Origin of the sequence: Streptomyces sp. UG1 (assembly GCF_049974585.1) — a bacterium.
GTDB lineage: Bacteria > Actinomycetota > Actinomycetes > Streptomycetales > Streptomycetaceae > Streptomyces.
Genome location: NZ_JBNGGG010000018.1, coordinates 106,957 through 124,273 on the forward strand (window position 1 = coordinate 106,957; position 17,317 = coordinate 124,273).

Below are 17,317 nucleotides of genomic sequence, written 5' to 3' on the forward strand. Positions count from 1 at the left end.
AACCCGGCGAGCAGGAGGTTGGACTATGGTTCCCATTCTGCTCGTCCTGCTACTTGCCGTGATTCTCTTCGGTGCCGGATTCGCGCTGGAGGTTCTGTGGTGGATCGCGATCGCGGTTCTCGTGGTGTGGCTTCTGGGTTTCCTGATGCGTGGCACGACCGCGGCGGGAGGCAGGGGCCGCTGGTATCGGTGGTGAGTTGATTTCACCCCTGGGAAGCAATGTCAGCTCCTGGGAAGCAGGTGTCCCAGCGGCCCGAGGTCCAGGTTCAGGTCCTCGGGCCGCAGTCCGTAGCGCTCGCGCAGCTCGGCCATGCGCTCCTCCAGCAGCATCAGCGTCAGCCCGATCCGCTCCTCCTGCTCCTCGCTCAGATCGCCCTCGTCGAAGCGGCGCAGCGCCTGGCGCTCCATGAGCTGGCGGAGCAGCTCCACGACCGTCAGGACGAGTTTGACGAGGTCGCGCTCCACGGTGTCGGGGTCGAGGTCCACTCGGCTTCGGCGTGATGTCATGGCAGCTCCCCCCAGGGCGACGGGACCTGCTCGTTGACGGAGCTGATCAGCGCGTTCAGGTCGATGCGGACGAGGTCGACGTCGGCGATGCGCAGGGTGATGTCCCCCGCGACGACGACGCCCCCGGCGAGCAGCCGGTCGAGCAGGTCCACGAGGGCGACCTCGCGGCGTTCGACGACGGTCACCGCTCCACCTCCGATTCCTCCGCGAACTCCCCGGTGAAGGAATACGCCGCCCAGGGTCCGGTGAGCTCGACGCGTATTCCGGGGGCGCCGTCCTTCTCCCGGTCCACCAGTTCCACGAATTCCTCGGAATCCGCGCGCGGCACCAGATAGGCGGCGTTGAGCACATTCTGCCCGGAGGCACCGGAAAGCGCGGCGCTCTGCGGCGCGTGCAGCCGGGAATCCTCGGCGAATGCGGAAAGCTTCTCGTGCAGCTTTCCGGCGAATGCGGTGGCGTGCTGCCACACGTCCTCACGGGCGCGGGTCTGCATTCGGCGCCGGCGCAGATAGTCACGGCCCGACAGGGCGGTCTCCGGCTCCGCCCGGCCGGTCTTGGCGGCCTCCGTCTCGGCGTACACCTTGACGCCCCACTCCACCCGCCCCTCCAGCTTGTCCAGGACGCGCCGGAAGTCCTCCTCGCGGGCCTCCATCATGGTCCGTACGCCGCTGTCGTCCCGGAACACGGTGGCCAGCCGCAGCGGCAGCGGTGTGGTGACGGCCGTGAGCGCGTCGATGACCTGCTGATGGGCGCGGGCCGTCGCGGTGAGCCAGTCCAGGTCCTCCAGATGGGCGCGCAGCGGCTCCTCGGCGAAGTCCGCCTCCGGCACCGTACCGACGACGGCGACCAGGCCGTGGTGGGTGAGCTGCTTCGGCGGCGCCCCGGCCACCCCGGTGAGCTGCGCCTGGAGGGCGGAGCGGAAGGGGCGGCACACGGCGTAGACGTAGCGCAGTCCGGTCATGGGGCCTCCTCCTGCTGCCGGGCGGGCTCCAGCGCGGCCAGTCGCTCGCGCAACTCGGCGTTCTCCCGGGCGAGTTCGTTGCGGTGGGCGCGCGAGGACAGCGCCGGGTCGTCCTCCCACCAGTCGATGCCCATCTCCTTCGCCTTGTCGACCGAGGCGACGACGAGGCGGAGCTTGACGGTGAGGAGTTCGATGTCGAGCAGATTGATCCGGATGTCGCCCGCGATGACCACGCCCTTGTCGAGCACCCGCTCCAGGATGTCGGCGAGGTTGGCGCCGCCGTCGTGGCCGTACGGCTGGGGCAGCCGGCCGGGAGTGGTCATCGTCGGCTCCCTCCGTCCGCGTACCGGGCCTCGTCCCCGGGCTCCGGTTCCTCTGTGTCGTCGTCCGGATACCGGCCGTTGTCCTCGCCCTCGTCGCCCCCTTCTCCTTCGTACGCCTCCTCGCCCCACTCCGCCACCCCGTCCCCGTGGCCGAGGATCTCGCCGTAGCCGGTGCGCAGGCCGGCCTCCAGGCGGTCCAGGAGTTCGTCCTCCCGGCGCTCGAACTCCTCCTCGTCGATCTCGCCCGCCGTCAACCGCTCCTCCAGCGCGGCCAGTTCGGCGCGCACCACGGCGGGGTCGCGGTGGCGGCGTTCCGCCTCCGCCAGCACCTGTCCGATCACCCATGCGCTGCCGCGCACCGGGGCGAACGGCAGCATCAGCACCTCTCCGATCAGTCCCACCGAGCCTCACTCCTGCGCGCTCTGCGCGCTCTGTATCGCGGTGATGCCCGCGGGCGGCTCGGCGGGCCCCGGTTCGACGAAGCTGTACGGCGGGAGCGGGCCGTTGACGCGCAGTTCGAGGTGCGGATGGCCCTGGCGGAGCTGTTCCACCGCGGTGAGGAAGGTCTCGGCTCCGTCGCGGTCCACCAGGAACGACACGTTGGCCAGGCAGCCGGTGGACTCGGCGCCCACGCTGACCGCCTCCGCGGCCGGTTGCAGGGTGTGCCGTACATCGGTCGCGTCCTCGGCCTCCTGGGCCTTGACGGCGGCGACGACCATCTCGCCCAGTTGCAGCCGCTGCTGGTAGCTGCCGCCGCCGGCCTGCCGGTTGGCCTCGGTCATGGCCCGGATCTCGGGGTTCTCGGCGAGCACGCGGTGCAGGACGGCCTCCTCGGCGTGGGACGCCTTGACGTTGTACTCCACCTTGCCGTCCAGGGCCGTCAGTCGCTCCTTGTAGTGCTCGGCGCGCTCGGCGAGGACCGCGGTGACGGTGTCGTCGTCGGGGGCGACGCTGCCGAACCGCATGGGCAGTACGCAGCCGGCTTCGCCCGCCTCGGCGAGCACGCCGGCGTGGGCGAGCAGTTCCCTGCGCTTGGGCCGCAGCCCCTCGGGCGCGTCGCTGACGAGAGCGGCGAGTTCGCCCTCCGCCAGCACGCGCACCGGCCGGGAGGGGTCGCCGACGCCGCCCATGCCCTTGGGCGGCGCGGGATGAGAGCTCGCGGTGATGCCGTACACGTACGTGCTCACTCCTGCTCCTCCTTCCTGCGCGTCGTGGTGGACTTGCGGGAGCGATGCCTGGGTTGCTCCTCGCCCTCTTCACGAGACCCCTTGAGTGCGTCGGAGATGGTGTCGGCGGCTCCGGACAGCACCCCCTTGGACTTGCCACGCGCGCCGGACTCGGTGACCTCGCCGACGACGTCGGGCAGACCGGGGCTCTTGCTGGGCCCGGTCTCAAGGTCGAGCCGGTTGCACGCCTCGGCGAAGCGCAGATACGTGTCGACGCTGGCCACGACGACACGGACGTCGATCTTCAGGATCTCGATGCCGACCAGGGAGACCCGTACGAAGGCATCGATGACCAGGCCCCTGTCCAGGATGAGTTCGAGCACGTCGTAGAGGCCGCTGGTGCCTCCACCCCTTGTCGTCTGCTGTGCGGGGACCACGGTCATGGGGACCGTCCCTCCTTCTCGGTGCGGGGGCGTGACGGACGGCCTAGTGGCCGCCGGGCCGGTGTGCGTCGGACCGCCCGCGCTCGTAGCGGCGAAGGCGCCGGTAGGCGGTGAGACGGCCGTCCGGGCCGAGTTCGACCCGGTAGCTCGCCAGCAGGCTCATGGTGTCGGGGACTCGGGCCAGTTCCAGGACCTCGATCTCCAACGTCCAGCCGCCCTCGGTCTGTTCGAAGGACGACACGGTCTCGGCGGTCATGCCGAGCAGTTCGGTGAGCTCCGTGCGCGCCTGACGCAGCACTTCCATGGGGCCGGGCCTGCCGTCCGCCCCGTCTGAATTCTGTCCGGATGTGGGGGTGTGGTGTGAATCGGTCATGGGCTCCCTCGAACGTCGTGTGACCCAGGGGGAGTTGACCAAACCCACGAATCTAGTTGCTACGGCCACGCAGCGCGTCGAGCCTGCGCCGTGCCGGACCGAGGGCCCGGCCTCGGCTCATCACGCCCGACCAGGGGGCGGTGCGGGCCTGTTCGAGCGCGTTGGCGATGCTCCAGCGGCGGGCGTCCAGGTCCGGGTCGTCCAGCTCGGACCAGGCGAGGGGCGTGGCAACCGGGGCGCCGGGGCGGGCGCGGACGGTGTAGGGCACGACCGCCGTCTGGGCGTAGGCGTTGCGCTGCACGTCGAGGTAGAGACGATCGCCGCGGTCCTTCTTGCGGGCGGCGGTGGTGAGCCGGTCAGGGTGGGACGAGGCGAGGAGTTCGGCCACGTCCTTGCCGAAGTCCCGTACGTCATCGAAGTCTTGATTCCCGGTCAGCGGCACGACGACATGCAGCCCGCGCGAGCCGGTGGTCATCGGCGCCGACGGCAGCTTCAGCTCGTCGAGCAGCTCACCGAGCAGCACGGCCGCCTCCCTCACCTGCTCGAAGTCGTCGTCGGCCGGATCGAGGTCGAAGACCATCCGGTCGGGCCTGTCGACGCTGCCGACCCGGGAGAGGAAGCGGTGCAGGGTGAGGCAGGCCTGGTCGGCGAGGTAGACGAGGGTGGCGGTGTCGTCGCACACCGTGTGGCAGACGGTGCCGTCCTCCTTGGGCAGCTCGACGCGGGTGATCCAGTCCGGGTAGTACTCCGGGGTGTTCTTCTGCATGAACTTCTCGCCGTCGAGGCCGTCGGGGTGCCGCTCCAGCATCAGCGGCCGGCCCCGCAGATGCGGCAGCATGAACTCGGCGACGGACCGGTAGTAGTCGACGAGATCGCCCTTGGTGTATTCCTTCGCGCCCCCGTCACCGGGAAAGAGCACCTTGTCGACACGCTTGACCTCGACCGTACGGCGGCCGGCCCGCACCTTCCTCGTGGCGTCGTCGCGCGTCACCGTACGACCGCCTCCTCCACCAGCAGCCGCCCGGCGGCGGCGATGGACATGGCGTCGATGCCCGCGGCGTGCAGTTGCTCGTCCGGGGAGGCCGAGCCCGGCATCATGCGCACGGCGAGCCGCACCAGGCGCGGCGTCGGGCGGCCGTCGAGGAAGGCGTCGATGACGGCGTCACCGATGCCGCCCTCCTCGTGGTGGTCCTCCACGGTGAGCAGGCAGCCGGTGTCCTCGGCGGCCCGGCGCAGGGTCTCCCGGTCGACGGGCTTGACGGAGTACAGGTCGATGACCCTGACCTGGATGCCCTCGCCGTCCAGGGCGTCGGCGGCGGCGAGCGCCTCGTGCACGGTGACGCCGGCCGCGACGACGGTCAGCCGGTCGTACTCACTGGCGCGCAGGACCTTGCTGCCACCGACGGGGAACTCCTCGTCGGGGCCGTAGATCACCGGGCCGGCGCCGCGCGAGGTGCGCAGATAGCGGATGCCGTCCAGCCCCGCCATGGTGGCGACGAGCCGCGCGGTCTGGTTGGCGTCGCACGGGTACAGCACGGTCGAGCCGTGCACGGCCCGCATCATCGCCAGGTCCTCCAGGCCCATCTGGCTGGGCCCGTCCTGCCCGATGGCGACACCGGCGTGCGAGCCGACCAGGTTGACGCCGACGCCGCTGACGGACGCCATGCGCACGAAGTCGTGGGCACGGGTGAGGAAGGCGGCGAAGGTGGAGGCGTACGGCACCCAGCCGCGCGTCGCCAGCCCCACCGCCGCGGCGACCATCTGCTGCTCGGCGATGTAGCACTCGAAGAACCGCTCGGGGTGTTCCTTGGCGAAGAACTCCGCGCGCGTGGAGTCGCTGACCTCGCCGTCGAGGGCGACGACATCGCCGCGACCGGTGCCGACGGCGGTGAGCGCCTTGCCGTAGGCGTCGCGGGTGGCGACGTCGTCCCCGCCCTTCTCCCAGCGCGGGAGCTCGATGTGTCCGGCGCGCACGGCGTGCAGCATGCGCGTCGCCGGCGGCTCGTGCACCCGCACGCGCGCATCGCGCGGTCCGCCGAGCTCGGCGATGGCCTCGTCGGCGTCCGGCAGCGGCTTGCCGTGCAGTCCCTCACGGTCCTGGACGCCCTCGACGCCCTTGCCCTTGAGGGTGCGGGCGAGGATCACGGTGGGCTGTCCGGTGGTGGACTCGGCCTCCCCGTACGCGCGGTCGACGGCGTCGACGTCATGCCCGTCGACCTCGGCGGTGTGCCAGCCGAAGGCCTGGAAGCGGCGGGCGTAGGCGTCGAGGTCGTGGCCGTGCCGGGTGGGGCCGCGCTGGCCCAGCCGGTTGACGTCCACGACGGCGGTGAGATTGTCCAGGTGCTCGTACGCCGCGTGCTCGGCTGCCTCCCACATGGAGCCCTCGGCGAGCTCGCTGTCCCCGCACAGCACCCATACGCGATACCTGGTCCGCTCCAGCCGCTTCCCGGCCAGTGCGATGCCGACGCCGATCGGCAGCCCCTGCCCCAGCGAGCCGGACGCGGTCTCCACCCACGGCACCCGGCGCGGGGTGGGATGCCCTTCGAGCCGGCTGCCGACGCTGCGGAAGGTGAGCAGCTCGCCGTCGTCGATGGCGCCGACGGCCTTGAAGGCGGAGTACAGCAGGGGCGTGGCATGCCCCTTGGACAGCACGAACCGATCGTTGCCCGGATGTTCGGGCCGCTCGAAGTCGTAGCGCAGGTGCCGGGCGAGGAGTACGGCCATCAGCTCCGCGGCGGACATGGACGACGTCGGATGCCCCGACCCCGCGGCGGCGGAGGCCCGCACGCTGTCCACCCGCAACTGCTGGGCGAGCTCGGTCAGTTCGGCGGTGTTCATGTGTCTCCTTCCGGGGAGTCGGGGGACTGCGGCCGCGGCGGCTCGTGGCCCGTCGGGAGGTCCGTCTCCTTCACGGGGCCGGGGGGTTCGGCGTGGGTGGCGGCGTCGGGGTCCTGGACGGGGTCGAGGGCTTCGGGGCCCTTGGAGGGTTGACCGCCACCGGGCCGGTCCCGCTCGGGCCCGCCCGGCACCCGGGGCAGCTCCGGTGAATCCGTGTCCAGCGGTACCGACCACGACCGTACGAGGCCCAACTGCACGGCCTGGCGGGGCAGTACGGCGTCCAGGAGCCAGTCGGCGGCGACGCGGACGCGGTTGCCGGGCATCGCGGCGAGGTGGTAGCCGCGGGCGGCCGCGGCCGCCGCCACGCCGGACAGATGGACGCCGAGCGGGTTGGCGGCCGCCTTGACGCCGCCGAGGTCGACGACGAAGCCCAGGTCGCGGTGGCGGTGGACGCGGCGCTCGCCCAGGCCCAGGGAGGCGGCGACGTTGTGCGCCACGGTCCTGCCCTGCCGCCAGGCGTGCTGGGCGGTCATCGGCGTGTACGCGCCGGGCTTCTCCAGGTCCGGCACGGCGGCCGCGTCGCCGGCGGCGAACAGCTCGGGCCGGCCCGGCACCCGGAGGTAGGGGTCGACGAGCAGCCGGCCCCGCTCCATGGGCAGTCCGAGGGACTCGGCGAGCGGATCGGGCCGTACGCCGACGCACCACACCAGCGTGCGGGTGTCGACGAACTCGCCGTCGGTCAGCAGCACCCCGCGGTGCGTGGCCTCCTTCACGGAGGTCCCCATCCGCACCTCGACGCCGCGCCGGCGCAGCACCCGGTCGGCCGTGCGCGACAGCCGCTCGTCCAGCTCGGGCAGAACGCGCCCGGCGATGTCGAGCAGCAGCCAGCGCGGCCGCATCCCGGCCCGCAGGGGACGCCTGCGCACCTGGGAGTCGGTGAAGAGCTTGCCCTGCGCGGCGACCTCGGTTCCGGTGTAGCCGGCGCCGACCACGACGAAGGTGCAGCGCGCCGCGCAGCTCCCGGGGTCGTCGGCCGCGGTGGCCAGCTCCATCTGCCGGGTGACGTGGTCCCGCAGATACAGCGCCTCGGGCAGACCGCGGAAGCCGTGCGCGTGCTCGGCGACGCCGGGGATGGGCAGCAGCCTGTTGACGCTGCCCGCGGCCAGGATCAGCCGGTCGAAGGACAGGGTCCCGGCGTCGCCCTCGGGTCCTGTGTAGTGCACGATGTGCCCGTCGAGGTCGATGCTTCCGGCCTCGCCCAGCACGAGCCGTACGTCCGGCAGAGTGCCGGAGAGCGAGACGGTCACCCGGCGTGGCTCCAGGATGCCTGCGGCGACCTGGGGCAGCAGGGGTAGATACAGAAAGTAGTCGGTCGGGTTCAGCAGGGTGATCTCGGCCTTGCGCCGGATGAGCCGGGACAGGGTGCGGGCCGCCCGGTACCCGGCGAATCCGGCTCCGACGATCACGATGCGGGGTCGGCTCACGGTGGACCTCCGGCGCTGTCGCGTACCTCGGGAGCCTTCCGCGTCCCCCAGGTCATGACCGCCAAACGTGCGCCCGGACAGCCTCGTCCCTCCGGCACGCCGGACGGGGCCGGTCCGGTTTCGTGCAGGGTCTGCGGGTACCCGGTCGCCGTGCACGTCTTGGCGAGCGAGGAGTCCCGGCCCTCATCATGAAACTCCACCTGCCCGTGATATCCGTCTACACGGTGCCCACCGACGCCCCCGAGGCGGACGGCACCCTCGCCTGGAACGCCACGACCGTGGTGATCGCCGAGGTGACGGCGGGCGACGTGACCGGCACGGGCTGGACGTACGGCCCGGTGGCGGTGGGCGACTTCCTGCGTGACCATCTCGCCGCGCTGGTCGAGGGCCGCGGCGCCCTGGACATCCCGGCCGCGCACGACGCGATGTGCCGCGCGGTCCGCAACGCCGGGCGGCCGGGGATCGCCGCGTGTGCGATCTCGGCGCTGGACATCGCCCTGTGGGACCTCAAGGCCCGCATCCTGGAACTGCCGCTGGCCCGGCTGCTGGGCGCCTGCCGCGAGCGCGTGCCCGTGTACGGCAGCGGGGGCTTCACCACGTACCAGGACACCCATCTGGCCGCACAGTTGAACGGCTGGGTGCACGGTCAGCACATCCCGCGCGTGAAGATCAAGATCGGCGAGGACTGGGGCCGTGCGGTCGAGCGCGATGTGGCCCGGGTGCAGGCGGCACGGGAAGTGATCGGCGCCGGGGCCGAGTTGTACGTGGACGCCAACGGCGCCTACACCCGCAAGCAGGCGGTCCGGGTGGGCCAGGCGCTCACCGAGTACGGCGTCGGCTGGTTCGAGGAGCCGGTGTCGTCGGACGACCTGACGGGGCTGCGCCTGGTCCGTGACACCGTGCCCTGCGATGTCGCGGCCGGCGAGTACGGCTACGACCTCCCGTACTTCGCCCGCATGATCGCCGCGGGCGCGGTCGACTGCCTCCAGATCGACGCCACCCGGTGCGGCGGCCTCACCGAGTTCCTGCGCGCCGCCGCCCTCGCCCAGGCGCACGGCCTGGACGTCTCGGCCCACTGCGCCCCGCACGCCCACGCCGCCGCGTCCGCCGCGCTCCCCAACCTCCGGCACGTCGAGTGGTTCCACGACCACGTCCGCATCGAGGACATGTTCTTCGCGGGCGTCCTGGACCCGACGGGCGGCACGATCGCCCCGACCCAGGGCCTCGGCCACGGGCTGACGCTGCGGGCGGAGGAGGTGGAGCAGTACCGGGTGGCGTGAGGGTCGTGGAGCAGTAGCGGCAGTACCAGCTCCGCGCACCACACCCACGGACGACGCTTGTGTGGCCACTGTCTCCCAGCCGTCGAAGACGAGGAGACGAGGAGGACAGACAAGGGCCGCCAGGGGAAGGGCCATGAGCGTCGCCACCGGGGGTGACGGCGGCACCGCGAGGCGCGAGGCGCAATCAGCCGCGAGGCGGAATCAGCCCCGCGTCGACCTCGAGGCGCAATCATCCCCGCCTCGACAGCCGCCCCCGCCGGCGCAGCCCAGCGGTCATCACGGCCCCCAGCCCTCCGGCCAGGATCCCCGCCCCCACCCGCGTGCGGTTGCGCGACGCCCACTCCTGCGGGCCGCCTCCCACCGCCTCCTCGTCGAAGCGCCCGTGCGCTCCGAAGTCCCGCCCGTGCGGCCCGTCCGCCGGCGTCCACAGATTGCCCGGCCCGGCCGGTCCGGTCCTGCCCCCGTCCTGCTGCGCCTCGAACCCGGTTCGCGCCAGGTAGCGGTCCAGCAGCCCGGGCGCGACCGCGTTGGCGAGCAGCGTCGCCGCGGTGGCACCGCCGACCCAGTACTCCCGCCGCCGACCGTGCCCGGCCGCGTGCACGATCGCCCGCGCGGCCACCTCCGGCTGGAACACCGGCGGCACCGGCCGGGCGCGTCCCGGCAGCCGGTTCAGCACCCAGTCGAACTGCGGGGTGTTGACGGCCGGAAGCTGCACCATCGTCGTCCGCACCCGGCTCCCCTCGTGGAGCAGTTCGCACCGCAGGGACTCGTTGAACCCCTGAATGGCGTGCTTGGCCCCGCAATAGGCCGACTGCAGCGGGATTCCCCGGTAGGCGAGCGCCGACCCGACCTGCACGACCGTGCCCCGGTCGCGCGGCAGCATGTGGCGCAGGGCGGCCCGGGTGCCGAACACATAGCCCAGGTACGTCACTTCGGTCACCCGCCGGAACTCGTCCGGGCTGATCTCGGTGAACGGCGCGTAGATCCCGGTGAAGGCGTTGTTGACCCAGACGTCGATGCGCCCGAACGCGTCGGCGACCTGCTGGGCCGCGTCGTCGACGGCCTTGGCGTCGGCCATGTCCACGGTGACGGCGAGTGCCTCACCGCCGGCCCGCTGCACCTCGTCCGCCGCCGCGGCGAGGCCCTCGCGCCCCCGGGCCAGCAGGGCGACCCGGTCGCCCCGCGCGGCGAAGGCGAGGGCCGCGGCCCGGCCCACACCGCCACTGGCCCCCGTCACCACGACCGCCCTGCCGTGCCCCGGCAGGGCCCTCTCCCACGACGTGCGCATGGCGCGTCACGCCCGGTGGTGCGGCTGCTCGGGGTCGATGTCGTCGGGACGCGGCGGCACCTGGGCCCCGGCATCCGTCGTCGGCGCCGCGGACGGCATCGGCGGATACGGCATCTGCGCGGCGGTCCCGGCGCGGTGCTCCGCCGTCGGCCGTGCCGCGCCGCGCAGCACGTACGCCACCGCGCCCAGGATCACCGCGGTGATCAGCGCGGCGGCCCAGTCCGGCAGCCCGGCGGCGAGGCCGAGCCCCAGCGCGAGCGCGAGGGCCGCGCCCGCGTAGAGGGCGACGGCGCCGGACGCCGCGTAGAGCGTGGCGCGGCGGCGCTGCCTGCGCGTCTGCTCGCGCAGCTCGTCGCGTACGGTCTCGCGGGCCACCTGTGCCAGCTCGTCGACCAGTTCCCTGTCCAGATGCTCAAGATGATCCAAGCGATCCATGGCGGCCGGGTACCCGTGCGGCCGTACGCATAACGGGGAGTGAGGGGATCACGTGAAACGATCTCCGTTCCCGGCCGGGCCCAACTAGGCTCTCCACATGGACATTCTGGGAGCCACGCTGCGCGTGTGCGTCGATGATCTGGAGGCCGCGGTCCCCTTCTACGAACGCCTTGCGGGCGGCACAGCACTCCGCTTCGAACGCGGTGGCGTGCAGGTGGCCGCGGTCGGCTGTTTCCTGCTGATGAGCGGCCCTCAGGCCGAGCTGGAGGTGCTGCGCAAGGTGGCGGCGACCATCGCCGTCACCGACGTGGAGGAGGCCCACAAGGTGCTCAGCGAGATGGGCGCGCACATCGTCGCGGGGCCGCTCCCGACACCGGCGGGCCGCAATCTGATCGCGATGCACCCGGACGGGATGATCTACGAGTACGTGGACCGTCAGGCCTGAGCCGACTCAGCCGCCCGCATCTCGGCGGTGATCGCCCACCGTTCGTGATCGCGCCAGGCCCCGTCGATGAAGAGCAAGCCCGGCGAGAAGCCCTCCAGGCGGAAGCCGCAGGCGCGGGCGAGGGCGATGGAGGCGGTGTTGGCCGGCTGGACGTTGATCTCCAGCCGGTGCAGCCGCATCGGCCCGAAGGCGTGGCCGACCACCAGGTCGAGGCCCTCCCGCATCAGCCCGCGCCCGGCCGCGTGTGCGAAGGCGCCGTAGCCGAGGGCGCCGCTCTGGAAGGCGCCCTCGACGATGTTGTTGATGTTGATGAACCCGGCGATGCCCCCGCCGTCCTCCTTGGCGCAGACCAGGAACCCCGCCTTGGTCGGATCCTCGATCAGCCGCCCGGCATAGGCGGCATAGGCGGCGGGGCTGTCCGGCGGGAAGAGCCACGGCTGGTGCAGTTCCTTGCTCGCGCGGGCACACGCGGTGAACTCGGCGCCGTCCTCGTAGGTGAAGTGACGTATGCCCACGCGGGGGCCTTCGGCGAGGTAGCGGGACGCGGGGTGCGGCATCCTGCCAGCCTACGGCCCGCCGGAGCCGGATCCACCGGACGGGACCTTCGATGCACCCCCTAGCGGCGCCTGCTCATGAAGTACGCGCCGAACAGCGCGCCGATGAGGCCCATGGCGAGCAGCGCCAGCCACAGGGGCATCGTCACCAGGGGGACCAGCAGCCGGATCTCGGTCTCGCGGGTGTTCTCGAAGATGAAGATCAGGGCGAGGACGGCGAGCACCAGCACGGTGACCCTGGCCGGGGTCATCGCCTCGGCCAGGCCACCGCGCCTCCCGCGGGCCCTCGTGCCCTTCTGCGACGTCTTCGGGGTCATACCACCAAGGATGCTCCCGCGGACGCGATCACGCACGGTGAGCGACCCGCCGGGTCGCTCGGCACCGCTCGGCACCGCTCGGTGTCGATCGGTGTCGATCGGTGTCGATCGGTGCCGCTCAGTCGATCACCGGCAGCCGGAGCACCCCGGTGTCCCGCGGCGTGCTGACCACGGTCACCGGCTTGATCCCCCGGTTCCCGAAGTACGCGTCGTCACTGGCCGCGATCACGAAGCGCAGCCGGTGCCCCTTCTCGTACCGGTGCACGATCCCCGGCAGGGTCACGGTGAAGCTCTTGGTGACGTCGGGGACCCGCACCGGTGCCACCAGCCGGTGGACCAGCGTCCGGGTGCCGTCGGGCGCGATGTCGTACAGCTTGGCGAAGAGCACGAGCTTGTCGGCGGCGTCCCCGGAGTGCTGGGTGCGCTCGGCCTTCGGGGAGACGACCCGCAGCGTGGCCCGGGGCGCGCCGACCACGTCGGTGGTGCGCGTAAGCGGCTCGCTGGTCCAGCCGAGGTGGGTGCCCGGGGTGTCGTACGGCGCCGGGTCCGCAAGGCCGATGAGTGCGGCGAGCGAGCTCTCGGAGTGGCTGGTGGGGACGAGCCGGTTGGTGTACGTGCGGCTGCCGCGCACGACCTTGCGGCGGTTGTCGACGAGTTTGCCGTCGCCGGAGAGGTAGAGCGTGCGGCTGAGCCCGGGCACGCGGTGGGTGGTGGCGTAGGTGTGGTCCGGGTCGGTGATCCAGTCGCGGTAGTAGGCGAGGGCGGGTCCGGTGTCGACGTGCCGCTTGTTGAGGTAACGGTCGAACCAGGCGAGGACGCGGCGGCCGACGTAGCTGGTCTCCAGGTTGCCCTGGCCGAGGTTGAGTTCACCGGAGGCCGGGTCGGTGCGGCCGCCGCTGTGGCCCCAGGACTGCCAGATCATCTTGGTCGGGGTGCCCTGCGCCTTGAGCGTCTTGTACGTCGCCGTCGCCTCGTTGAGGTTGAAGAGGCTGTCGGCCTGGCCCTGGACCAGGAGGGTGGGTGCCTCGACGCGGTGCAGGTACGACACCGGTGAGACGCTGCGGGCGTAGGCGAGCAGCTCGGCCGTCTGCCTCGCCGGGTAGCGGCCGGAGTTGAGGGTGCGGATCGTGTCGCAGGCCCGGGTGACGAAGTGCAGACAGGCCATGGAGTTGATGCGGGACGGGTCGAGGTTGGGCTCCAGCAGGGGCTGGCCCTCGCCGATGAGGTAGAAGCCGTTGGCCCACTGCCATTTGAAGGCGCCGGGGACGTTGCGGCTGCCGACGGCGTTGTTCGGGTCGAGCGAGTACGCCAGGTCGTTCCAGGTGATCATCGGCACCAGTGCGTCGAGGCGCCGGTCGACGGCGGCCGTGGCGAGCTGGACGGCCCCGCCGTAGGAGCCGCCCACCATGCCGACGCGCGGGTCGCCGGGGGCGTCGAGGGTGACGAAGTCGGCCTCGGTGCCGTCGTCGGCGGCGCGCCGGCCGCCCAGGAAGTCGATGAGTTGGGAAGCGGCGACGCCGTCCACGGTGGGATCGTCGAGCGAGATCAGACAGCCGGACCTGCCGAAGCCGAGCCCGGAGTAGACGAGGGCGACGTAGCCGCGCTGGGCGAAGGCCTCGCCGACGATGTTGGTGGAGCCGTCGGACTTGCTGCCGCCGAAGCCGTTGGTGGCGACGACGGCGGGCGCGGGACGGTCCCGGTCCACACCGGCCGGCCGGTACAGATCGGCGTCGACGGTGCAGGTGCGGCCGCCCGCCTGGACGGTGAACTTCAGGGCGGTGACGGTGAACCGACCGGCCGCGGCGGCCGGAGCGGTGAGCGCGAGGGGTGCGGTGAGCGTGGCGCCGAGGAGGAGAGCGAGTGGGGCTCGGAATCTGGGCACGCGACGGGGCACTGAGACCTCCACACTGAGGGCTGGCCGGCTGTCATGGTGTGACACGTGTCAGACGGGGTCAATCACCGGGACGAGTGGTTTCTTGACAGCAATTCAGCGAACGGCGCTCAGCGCAGCGCGGGTTCCTCGAGCGCCAACTCACCGGCGTCGGCGTCGAGTTCGGCCCGCACACCGAAGGGCATCGTCAACGCCCCTTCACAGTGCCCGAAGCCGAACTCCTCGACGACGGGCACGCCGAGTCCACCCAGCCGGTCGACCAGAACCGCCCGCACCGCGTCGTACGGACCGCACCCCGCCCAGGACCCGAGCCCGATCCCGGCCACCCCGTCGAGCCACCGCGTGCGCAGGAGTTGGGTCAGCATCCGGTCGATGCGATACGGCTGCTCGCCGACGTCCTCGATCAGCAGCAGCCCGCCCCGCGCACCGGCTCGGGCGTGCGGAGTGCCGAGATCGGAGGTGAGCATGCTCAGGCAGCCGCCGAGGGTGACGCCCCGGGCCCGCCCGGGGACCATGGCCGTACCGTCGGAGGGGATCACCCGGACCGTCTCCGGTTCGAAAAGCGTGGCCTTCAGATGCTCCTGCGCACGGACGTTCTTGACGAAGTCGACCCCGGCCGCCGCCGGACCGTGCAGCGTGACCAGGCCCATCCGGGCGGCGAAGGCCTGGTGCAGCACGGTGATGTCGCTGAAGCCGACGAACACCTTCGGCCCGGCCGCCCGCATCGCCTCCCAGTCGAGGAGGTCGACCATGCGCTGTGCCCCGTAACCGCCCCGCGCGCACAGCACGGCGTCGACGGCCGGATCGCACCAGGCGCTCTGCAGATCGGCGGCCCGGTCGGCGTCGGCGCCCGCCAGGTAGCCGAACTCCCCGTGCCGGTCCAGCACATGGGGCGCCACCACCGGATCGAGGTCCCAGCCGCGCAGCACGTCCAGTCCGGCCTCCAGCCGCTCCTCGGGCACGGGTCCGCTGGGCGCGACGACGGCCACACGGGCGCCGGGGGCGAGTCGGGACGGACGTACGAGTGGCCGTATGGGCTCTGTCACTTGGCGAGCTCCAGCTTGGGGATTCCGGGCGGGTTGAGGCCGAAGACCTGGGCGTACAGGGACAGCTCGGACTCCAGGACGCGGATCATCGTCTCGGCCCGCCGGAAGCCGTGGCCCTCCCCCTCGAAGGCGATGTAGGCGTACGGCACCCGACGCCCCTCCATGCGGGCCAGGAACCGTTCGCACTGGGCGGGCGGGCAGATCACGTCGTCCAGGCCCTGGAGCAGCAGGAACGGCACGGTGAGGCGGTCGGCCTGGGCGGCGGGCGAGCGTTCGGTGTAGCGCGCCGGCACCTCGGTGGGCCGGCCGATGAGCGACTCCAGGTACCGGGACTCGAAGTCATGGGTCTCGCCCGTGCCCCAGCTCGCCAGGTCGAGGATCGGGTAGAGGATGGTGCCGCAGGCGTAGACGTCGGTCGTGGTGAGCGACGCGGCCGCGGTCCAGCCGCCCGCGCTGCCGCCGCGGATGGCGAGCCGGTCGCGGTCGGCGGTGCCCTCGTCGGCGAGGGCGAGCGCGACGGCCGCGCAGTCCTCGACGTCGACCACGCCCCACTGCTCGCGCAGCCGGTTGCGGTAGGCGCGGCCGTATCCGCTGGAGCCGCCGTAGTCGACCTCGGCGACGCCGATGCCGCGCGAGGTGAAGTAGGCGATGGCCAGGTCGAGCACGAGGGGCGCGCGGTCGGTGGGGCCGCCGTGCGCCCGGACGACGTACGGCGGCGGGGTGTCGGCGGGGGCCACGCAGCCGGGGTTGTGCGGCGGGTAGATGTGCGCGTGGATCTCGTCGCCGGCGGGGCCGGTGAAGGTGCGGATCTGCGGCTCGGGGTAGTAGGCGGGGTCCACGGCGTCGTCGTGCGCGGCCCCGATCACCCGGGACCGGCCGGTCCGCGTGTCCAGCTCGACCACCTCGTAGGCGCTGCGCGGACTGGCGCCGACGGCCACGACGCGCTCGCCGCTCACCGCGAGCGTGGGCGCGAACTCGGTCCAGGGGCCGGCGGCGTCGACGATCTCGCCGGTCTCGGGGTCCAGGATACCGAGGGCCGTCGAGCCGCGGCCGTGCACGACGGCGATGGTCCCGTCCGCCAGCGGGGCGAACCAGCGCAGGCCCAGCTTCCACAGCGGCCCGCCGAACTCCTCCGGGCGCCGGCACAGGGGCTGCCCGTCCCGGTGGAGGTTCCACCAGCCGCTGCGGTCGCTCGCGTACAGCAGCCGCCCGTCCGCCGACCAGTCGACCTGGGCGATCGACTCCTCCGTACCACCGGCGACGATCTGCGGGCGGCCCAGCGTGCCGTGGTCACCGACCTCGGCGACCAGCAGTTCCGTGCCGTCCCACGGCATCCGCGGATGGTCCCAGGCGAGCCAGGCCGCGCGCCGCCCGTCGGGCGAGATCCGCGCTCCGGTGACGAACCGGTGCCGGCCGTCGGTGAGTTCGCGTACGGCATCCCGGTCCTCGGCCGCCGAGCCGTCCAGCGGGACGGCGGCCAGGACGCGCCGCACATCGGTGGGCCCCTCCCCCGTGAACTCCTCCAGCACGCACCACACTTCACCGAGGTCGAGCCGCAACTGCGGCTCCACCCAGCGCAGTCCGCCGCCCACCTCGGACACCGGACTGATCGGACGCGGCGTGCCGCCCTCCTCGTACCGGTACAGCCGCTGGTCGGCGAAGTCGACGAAGACGACCAGCGGCCGCCCGTCGACCACCGCACCGGCCCAGGGGTGTCCGCCGTACTCGACGACCCGGCTGCGCACGTTCCACGGCGCGGGCAGCACCGGCTCCTCGGTGCCGTCGGGCCGCCGCCGCACCAGCGTGCGCCGTCCGCCCTCCGTGGGCCGTGGCTCGGTCCACCACGCCTCGTCGCCGACGAAGCCCACGTACTCGGGGTGCCCCTCGTGTGCCGCGGCGGTGGCCGCGTCGATGGGCGAGGGCCAGGAACCGTACGCCAGTGTCCGCACTGTCTCCCCCACCTCGC

General features: G+C 72.4%; 20 protein-coding genes and 1 pseudogene. 3 read left to right on the plus strand and 18 right to left on the minus strand.

All coding sequences use genetic code 11. The annotated features are described in order from the left end of the window. Window positions 1-25: 25 nt before the first annotated feature. Window positions 26-196, plus strand: coding sequence for a hydrophobic protein (locus ACP4J3_RS21245; RefSeq protein WP_426536699.1), 171 nt, complete (start codon window positions 26-28; stop codon window positions 194-196). A 26-nt stretch (window positions 197-222) separates the two neighbouring features. Here the strand turns inward: ACP4J3_RS21245 and ACP4J3_RS21250 are convergent, their stop codons facing one another. The 11 genes and pseudogenes from ACP4J3_RS21250 to ACP4J3_RS21300 form a co-directional block, all read right to left on the minus strand. Beyond that, the gene (locus tag ACP4J3_RS21250) at window positions 223-507 is read right to left on the minus strand and encodes a gas vesicle protein K (protein ID WP_426536701.1); all 285 of its coding nucleotides are present in this window, start codon (window positions 505-507) and stop codon (window positions 223-225) included. Next, window positions 504-692: a gas vesicle protein gene (locus ACP4J3_RS21255; protein ID WP_426536703.1), complete on the minus strand. Its 189-nt coding sequence runs from the start codon at window positions 690-692 to the stop codon at window positions 504-506. Before ACP4J3_RS21255 ends, ACP4J3_RS21250 begins: the two co-directional genes overlap by 4 nt. Continuing rightward, entirely contained in the window at window positions 689-1,468 is a 780-nt protein-coding gene (locus ACP4J3_RS21260; protein WP_426536705.1) for a GvpL/GvpF family gas vesicle protein, read from the minus strand. The genes ACP4J3_RS21255 and ACP4J3_RS21260 overlap by 4 nt, the downstream gene beginning before the upstream one ends. Next, the gene (locus tag ACP4J3_RS21265; RefSeq protein ID WP_426536707.1) at window positions 1,465-1,791 is read right to left on the minus strand and encodes a gas vesicle protein; all 327 of its coding nucleotides are present in this window, start codon (window positions 1,789-1,791) and stop codon (window positions 1,465-1,467) included. The genes ACP4J3_RS21260 and ACP4J3_RS21265 overlap by 4 nt, the downstream gene beginning before the upstream one ends. A gap of 137 nt (window positions 1,792-1,928) precedes the next feature. Further along, window positions 1,929-2,192 (minus strand): annotated as a pseudogene (locus ACP4J3_RS21270) (gas vesicle protein GvpG); the annotation flags it as partial. Between the two features lie 6 nt (window positions 2,193-2,198). After that, on the minus strand, window positions 2,199-2,978 hold the full coding sequence (locus ACP4J3_RS21275) for a GvpL/GvpF family gas vesicle protein (protein WP_426536709.1): 780 nt from the start codon (window positions 2,976-2,978) through the stop codon (window positions 2,199-2,201). Beyond that, a complete protein-coding gene (locus ACP4J3_RS21280) occupies window positions 2,975-3,400 on the minus strand; it encodes a gas vesicle structural protein GvpA (protein ID WP_426536711.1) in 426 nt (141 codons plus the stop codon). The genes ACP4J3_RS21275 and ACP4J3_RS21280 overlap by 4 nt, the downstream gene beginning before the upstream one ends. 43 nt (window positions 3,401-3,443) lie before the next feature. After that, the gene (locus tag ACP4J3_RS21285; protein ID WP_426536713.1) at window positions 3,444-3,773 is read right to left on the minus strand and encodes a gas vesicle protein; all 330 of its coding nucleotides are present in this window, start codon (window positions 3,771-3,773) and stop codon (window positions 3,444-3,446) included. 52 nt (window positions 3,774-3,825) lie between these two features. Beyond that, window positions 3,826-4,764, minus strand: coding sequence for a non-homologous end-joining DNA ligase (ligD, locus tag ACP4J3_RS21290; protein ID WP_426536715.1), 939 nt, complete (start codon window positions 4,762-4,764; stop codon window positions 3,826-3,828). After that, window positions 4,761-6,611, minus strand: coding sequence for a transketolase (locus tag ACP4J3_RS21295; RefSeq protein ID WP_426536717.1), 1,851 nt, complete (start codon window positions 6,609-6,611; stop codon window positions 4,761-4,763). Before ACP4J3_RS21295 ends, ligD begins: the two co-directional genes overlap by 4 nt. Beyond that, the gene (locus ACP4J3_RS21300) at window positions 6,608-8,095 is read right to left on the minus strand and encodes an FAD-dependent oxidoreductase (RefSeq protein WP_426536719.1); all 1,488 of its coding nucleotides are present in this window, start codon (window positions 8,093-8,095) and stop codon (window positions 6,608-6,610) included. Before ACP4J3_RS21300 ends, ACP4J3_RS21295 begins: the two co-directional genes overlap by 4 nt. Window positions 8,096-8,283: 188 nt before the next feature. Between ACP4J3_RS21300 and ACP4J3_RS21305 the strand changes: the two genes are divergently transcribed. Continuing rightward, window positions 8,284-9,375 (plus strand): enolase C-terminal domain-like protein, encoded by a 1,092-nt coding sequence (locus tag ACP4J3_RS21305; protein WP_426536721.1) that lies wholly within the window; start codon window positions 8,284-8,286, stop codon window positions 9,373-9,375. A gap of 229 nt (window positions 9,376-9,604) precedes the next feature. Here ACP4J3_RS21305 and ACP4J3_RS21310 read toward each other — a convergent pair whose 3' ends face one another. Together ACP4J3_RS21310 and ACP4J3_RS21315 are read right to left on the minus strand one after the other, a co-directional pair. Further along, window positions 9,605-10,663, minus strand: coding sequence for an SDR family oxidoreductase (locus tag ACP4J3_RS21310; RefSeq protein ID WP_426536723.1), 1,059 nt, complete (start codon window positions 10,661-10,663; stop codon window positions 9,605-9,607). 6 nt (window positions 10,664-10,669) lie between these two features. After that, entirely contained in the window at window positions 10,670-11,098 is a 429-nt protein-coding gene (locus ACP4J3_RS21315) for a phage holin family protein (RefSeq protein ID WP_426536725.1), read from the minus strand. A 97-nt stretch (window positions 11,099-11,195) separates the two neighbouring features. On the opposite strand from ACP4J3_RS21315, the gene ACP4J3_RS21320 reads away from it, so the two are divergent. Next, window positions 11,196-11,543 carry a VOC family protein gene (locus ACP4J3_RS21320; protein WP_426536727.1) on the plus strand — a complete coding sequence of 116 codons (348 nt, stop codon included), beginning with the start codon at window positions 11,196-11,198 and terminating at the stop codon, window positions 11,541-11,543. Here the strand turns inward: ACP4J3_RS21320 and ACP4J3_RS21325 are convergent. The 5 genes from ACP4J3_RS21325 to ACP4J3_RS21345 form a co-directional block, all read right to left on the minus strand. Further along, window positions 11,534-12,100 (minus strand): GNAT family N-acetyltransferase, encoded by a 567-nt coding sequence (locus ACP4J3_RS21325; protein WP_426536729.1) that lies wholly within the window; start codon window positions 12,098-12,100, stop codon window positions 11,534-11,536. The genes ACP4J3_RS21320 and ACP4J3_RS21325 overlap by 10 nt on opposite strands. Window positions 12,101-12,159: 59 nt before the next feature. Next, window positions 12,160-12,414: a DUF1049 domain-containing protein gene (locus tag ACP4J3_RS21330; RefSeq protein ID WP_426536731.1), complete on the minus strand. Its 255-nt coding sequence runs from the start codon at window positions 12,412-12,414 to the stop codon at window positions 12,160-12,162. 118 nt (window positions 12,415-12,532) lie between these two features. Then, on the minus strand, window positions 12,533-14,308 hold the full coding sequence (locus tag ACP4J3_RS21335) for a CocE/NonD family hydrolase (protein ID WP_426536733.1): 1,776 nt from the start codon (window positions 14,306-14,308) through the stop codon (window positions 12,533-12,535). Between the two features lie 107 nt (window positions 14,309-14,415). Next, complete coding sequence (locus tag ACP4J3_RS21340) at window positions 14,416-15,351, minus strand: S66 peptidase family protein (RefSeq protein ID WP_426536735.1); 936 nt, start codon at window positions 15,349-15,351, stop codon at window positions 14,416-14,418. Continuing rightward, window positions 15,348-17,312 carry an LpqB family beta-propeller domain-containing protein gene (locus tag ACP4J3_RS21345; RefSeq protein WP_426536737.1) on the minus strand — a complete coding sequence of 655 codons (1,965 nt, stop codon included), beginning with the start codon at window positions 17,310-17,312 and terminating at the stop codon, window positions 15,348-15,350. Before ACP4J3_RS21345 ends, ACP4J3_RS21340 begins: the two co-directional genes overlap by 4 nt. Between the last annotated feature and the right edge of the window lie 5 nt (window positions 17,313-17,317).

What these genes read in the sequence shown, in the direction of transcription:
- ACP4J3_RS21245 (WP_426536699.1), top strand. Translation starts at nt 26, where the DNA reads ATGGTTCCCATTCTGCTCGTCCTGCTACTTGCCGTGATTCTCTTCGGT.
- ACP4J3_RS21250 (WP_426536701.1), bottom strand. Translation starts at nt 507, where the DNA reads ATGACATCACGCCGAAGCCGAGTGGACCTCGACCCCGACACCGTGGAG.
- ACP4J3_RS21260 (WP_426536705.1), bottom strand. Translation starts at nt 1,468, where the DNA reads ATGACCGGACTGCGCTACGTCTACGCCGTGTGCCGCCCCTTCCGCTCC.
- ACP4J3_RS21265 (WP_426536707.1), bottom strand. Translation starts at nt 1,791, where the DNA reads ATGACCACTCCCGGCCGGCTGCCCCAGCCGTACGGCCACGACGGCGGC.
- ACP4J3_RS21280 (WP_426536711.1), bottom strand. Translation starts at nt 3,400, where the DNA reads ATGACCGTGGTCCCCGCACAGCAGACGACAAGGGGTGGAGGCACCAGC.
- ACP4J3_RS21285 (WP_426536713.1), bottom strand. Translation starts at nt 3,773, where the DNA reads ATGACCGATTCACACCACACCCCCACATCCGGACAGAATTCAGACGGG.
- ACP4J3_RS21295 (WP_426536717.1), bottom strand. Translation starts at nt 6,611, where the DNA reads ATGAACACCGCCGAACTGACCGAGCTCGCCCAGCAGTTGCGGGTGGAC.
- ACP4J3_RS21305 (WP_426536721.1), top strand. Translation starts at nt 8,284, where the DNA reads ATGAAACTCCACCTGCCCGTGATATCCGTCTACACGGTGCCCACCGAC.
- ACP4J3_RS21310 (WP_426536723.1), bottom strand. Translation starts at nt 10,663, where the DNA reads ATGCGCACGTCGTGGGAGAGGGCCCTGCCGGGGCACGGCAGGGCGGTC.
- ACP4J3_RS21315 (WP_426536725.1), bottom strand. Translation starts at nt 11,098, where the DNA reads ATGGATCGCTTGGATCATCTTGAGCATCTGGACAGGGAACTGGTCGAC.
- ACP4J3_RS21320 (WP_426536727.1), top strand. Translation starts at nt 11,196, where the DNA reads ATGGACATTCTGGGAGCCACGCTGCGCGTGTGCGTCGATGATCTGGAG.
- ACP4J3_RS21325 (WP_426536729.1), bottom strand. Translation starts at nt 12,100, where the DNA reads ATGCCGCACCCCGCGTCCCGCTACCTCGCCGAAGGCCCCCGCGTGGGC.
- ACP4J3_RS21330 (WP_426536731.1), bottom strand. Translation starts at nt 12,414, where the DNA reads ATGACCCCGAAGACGTCGCAGAAGGGCACGAGGGCCCGCGGGAGGCGC.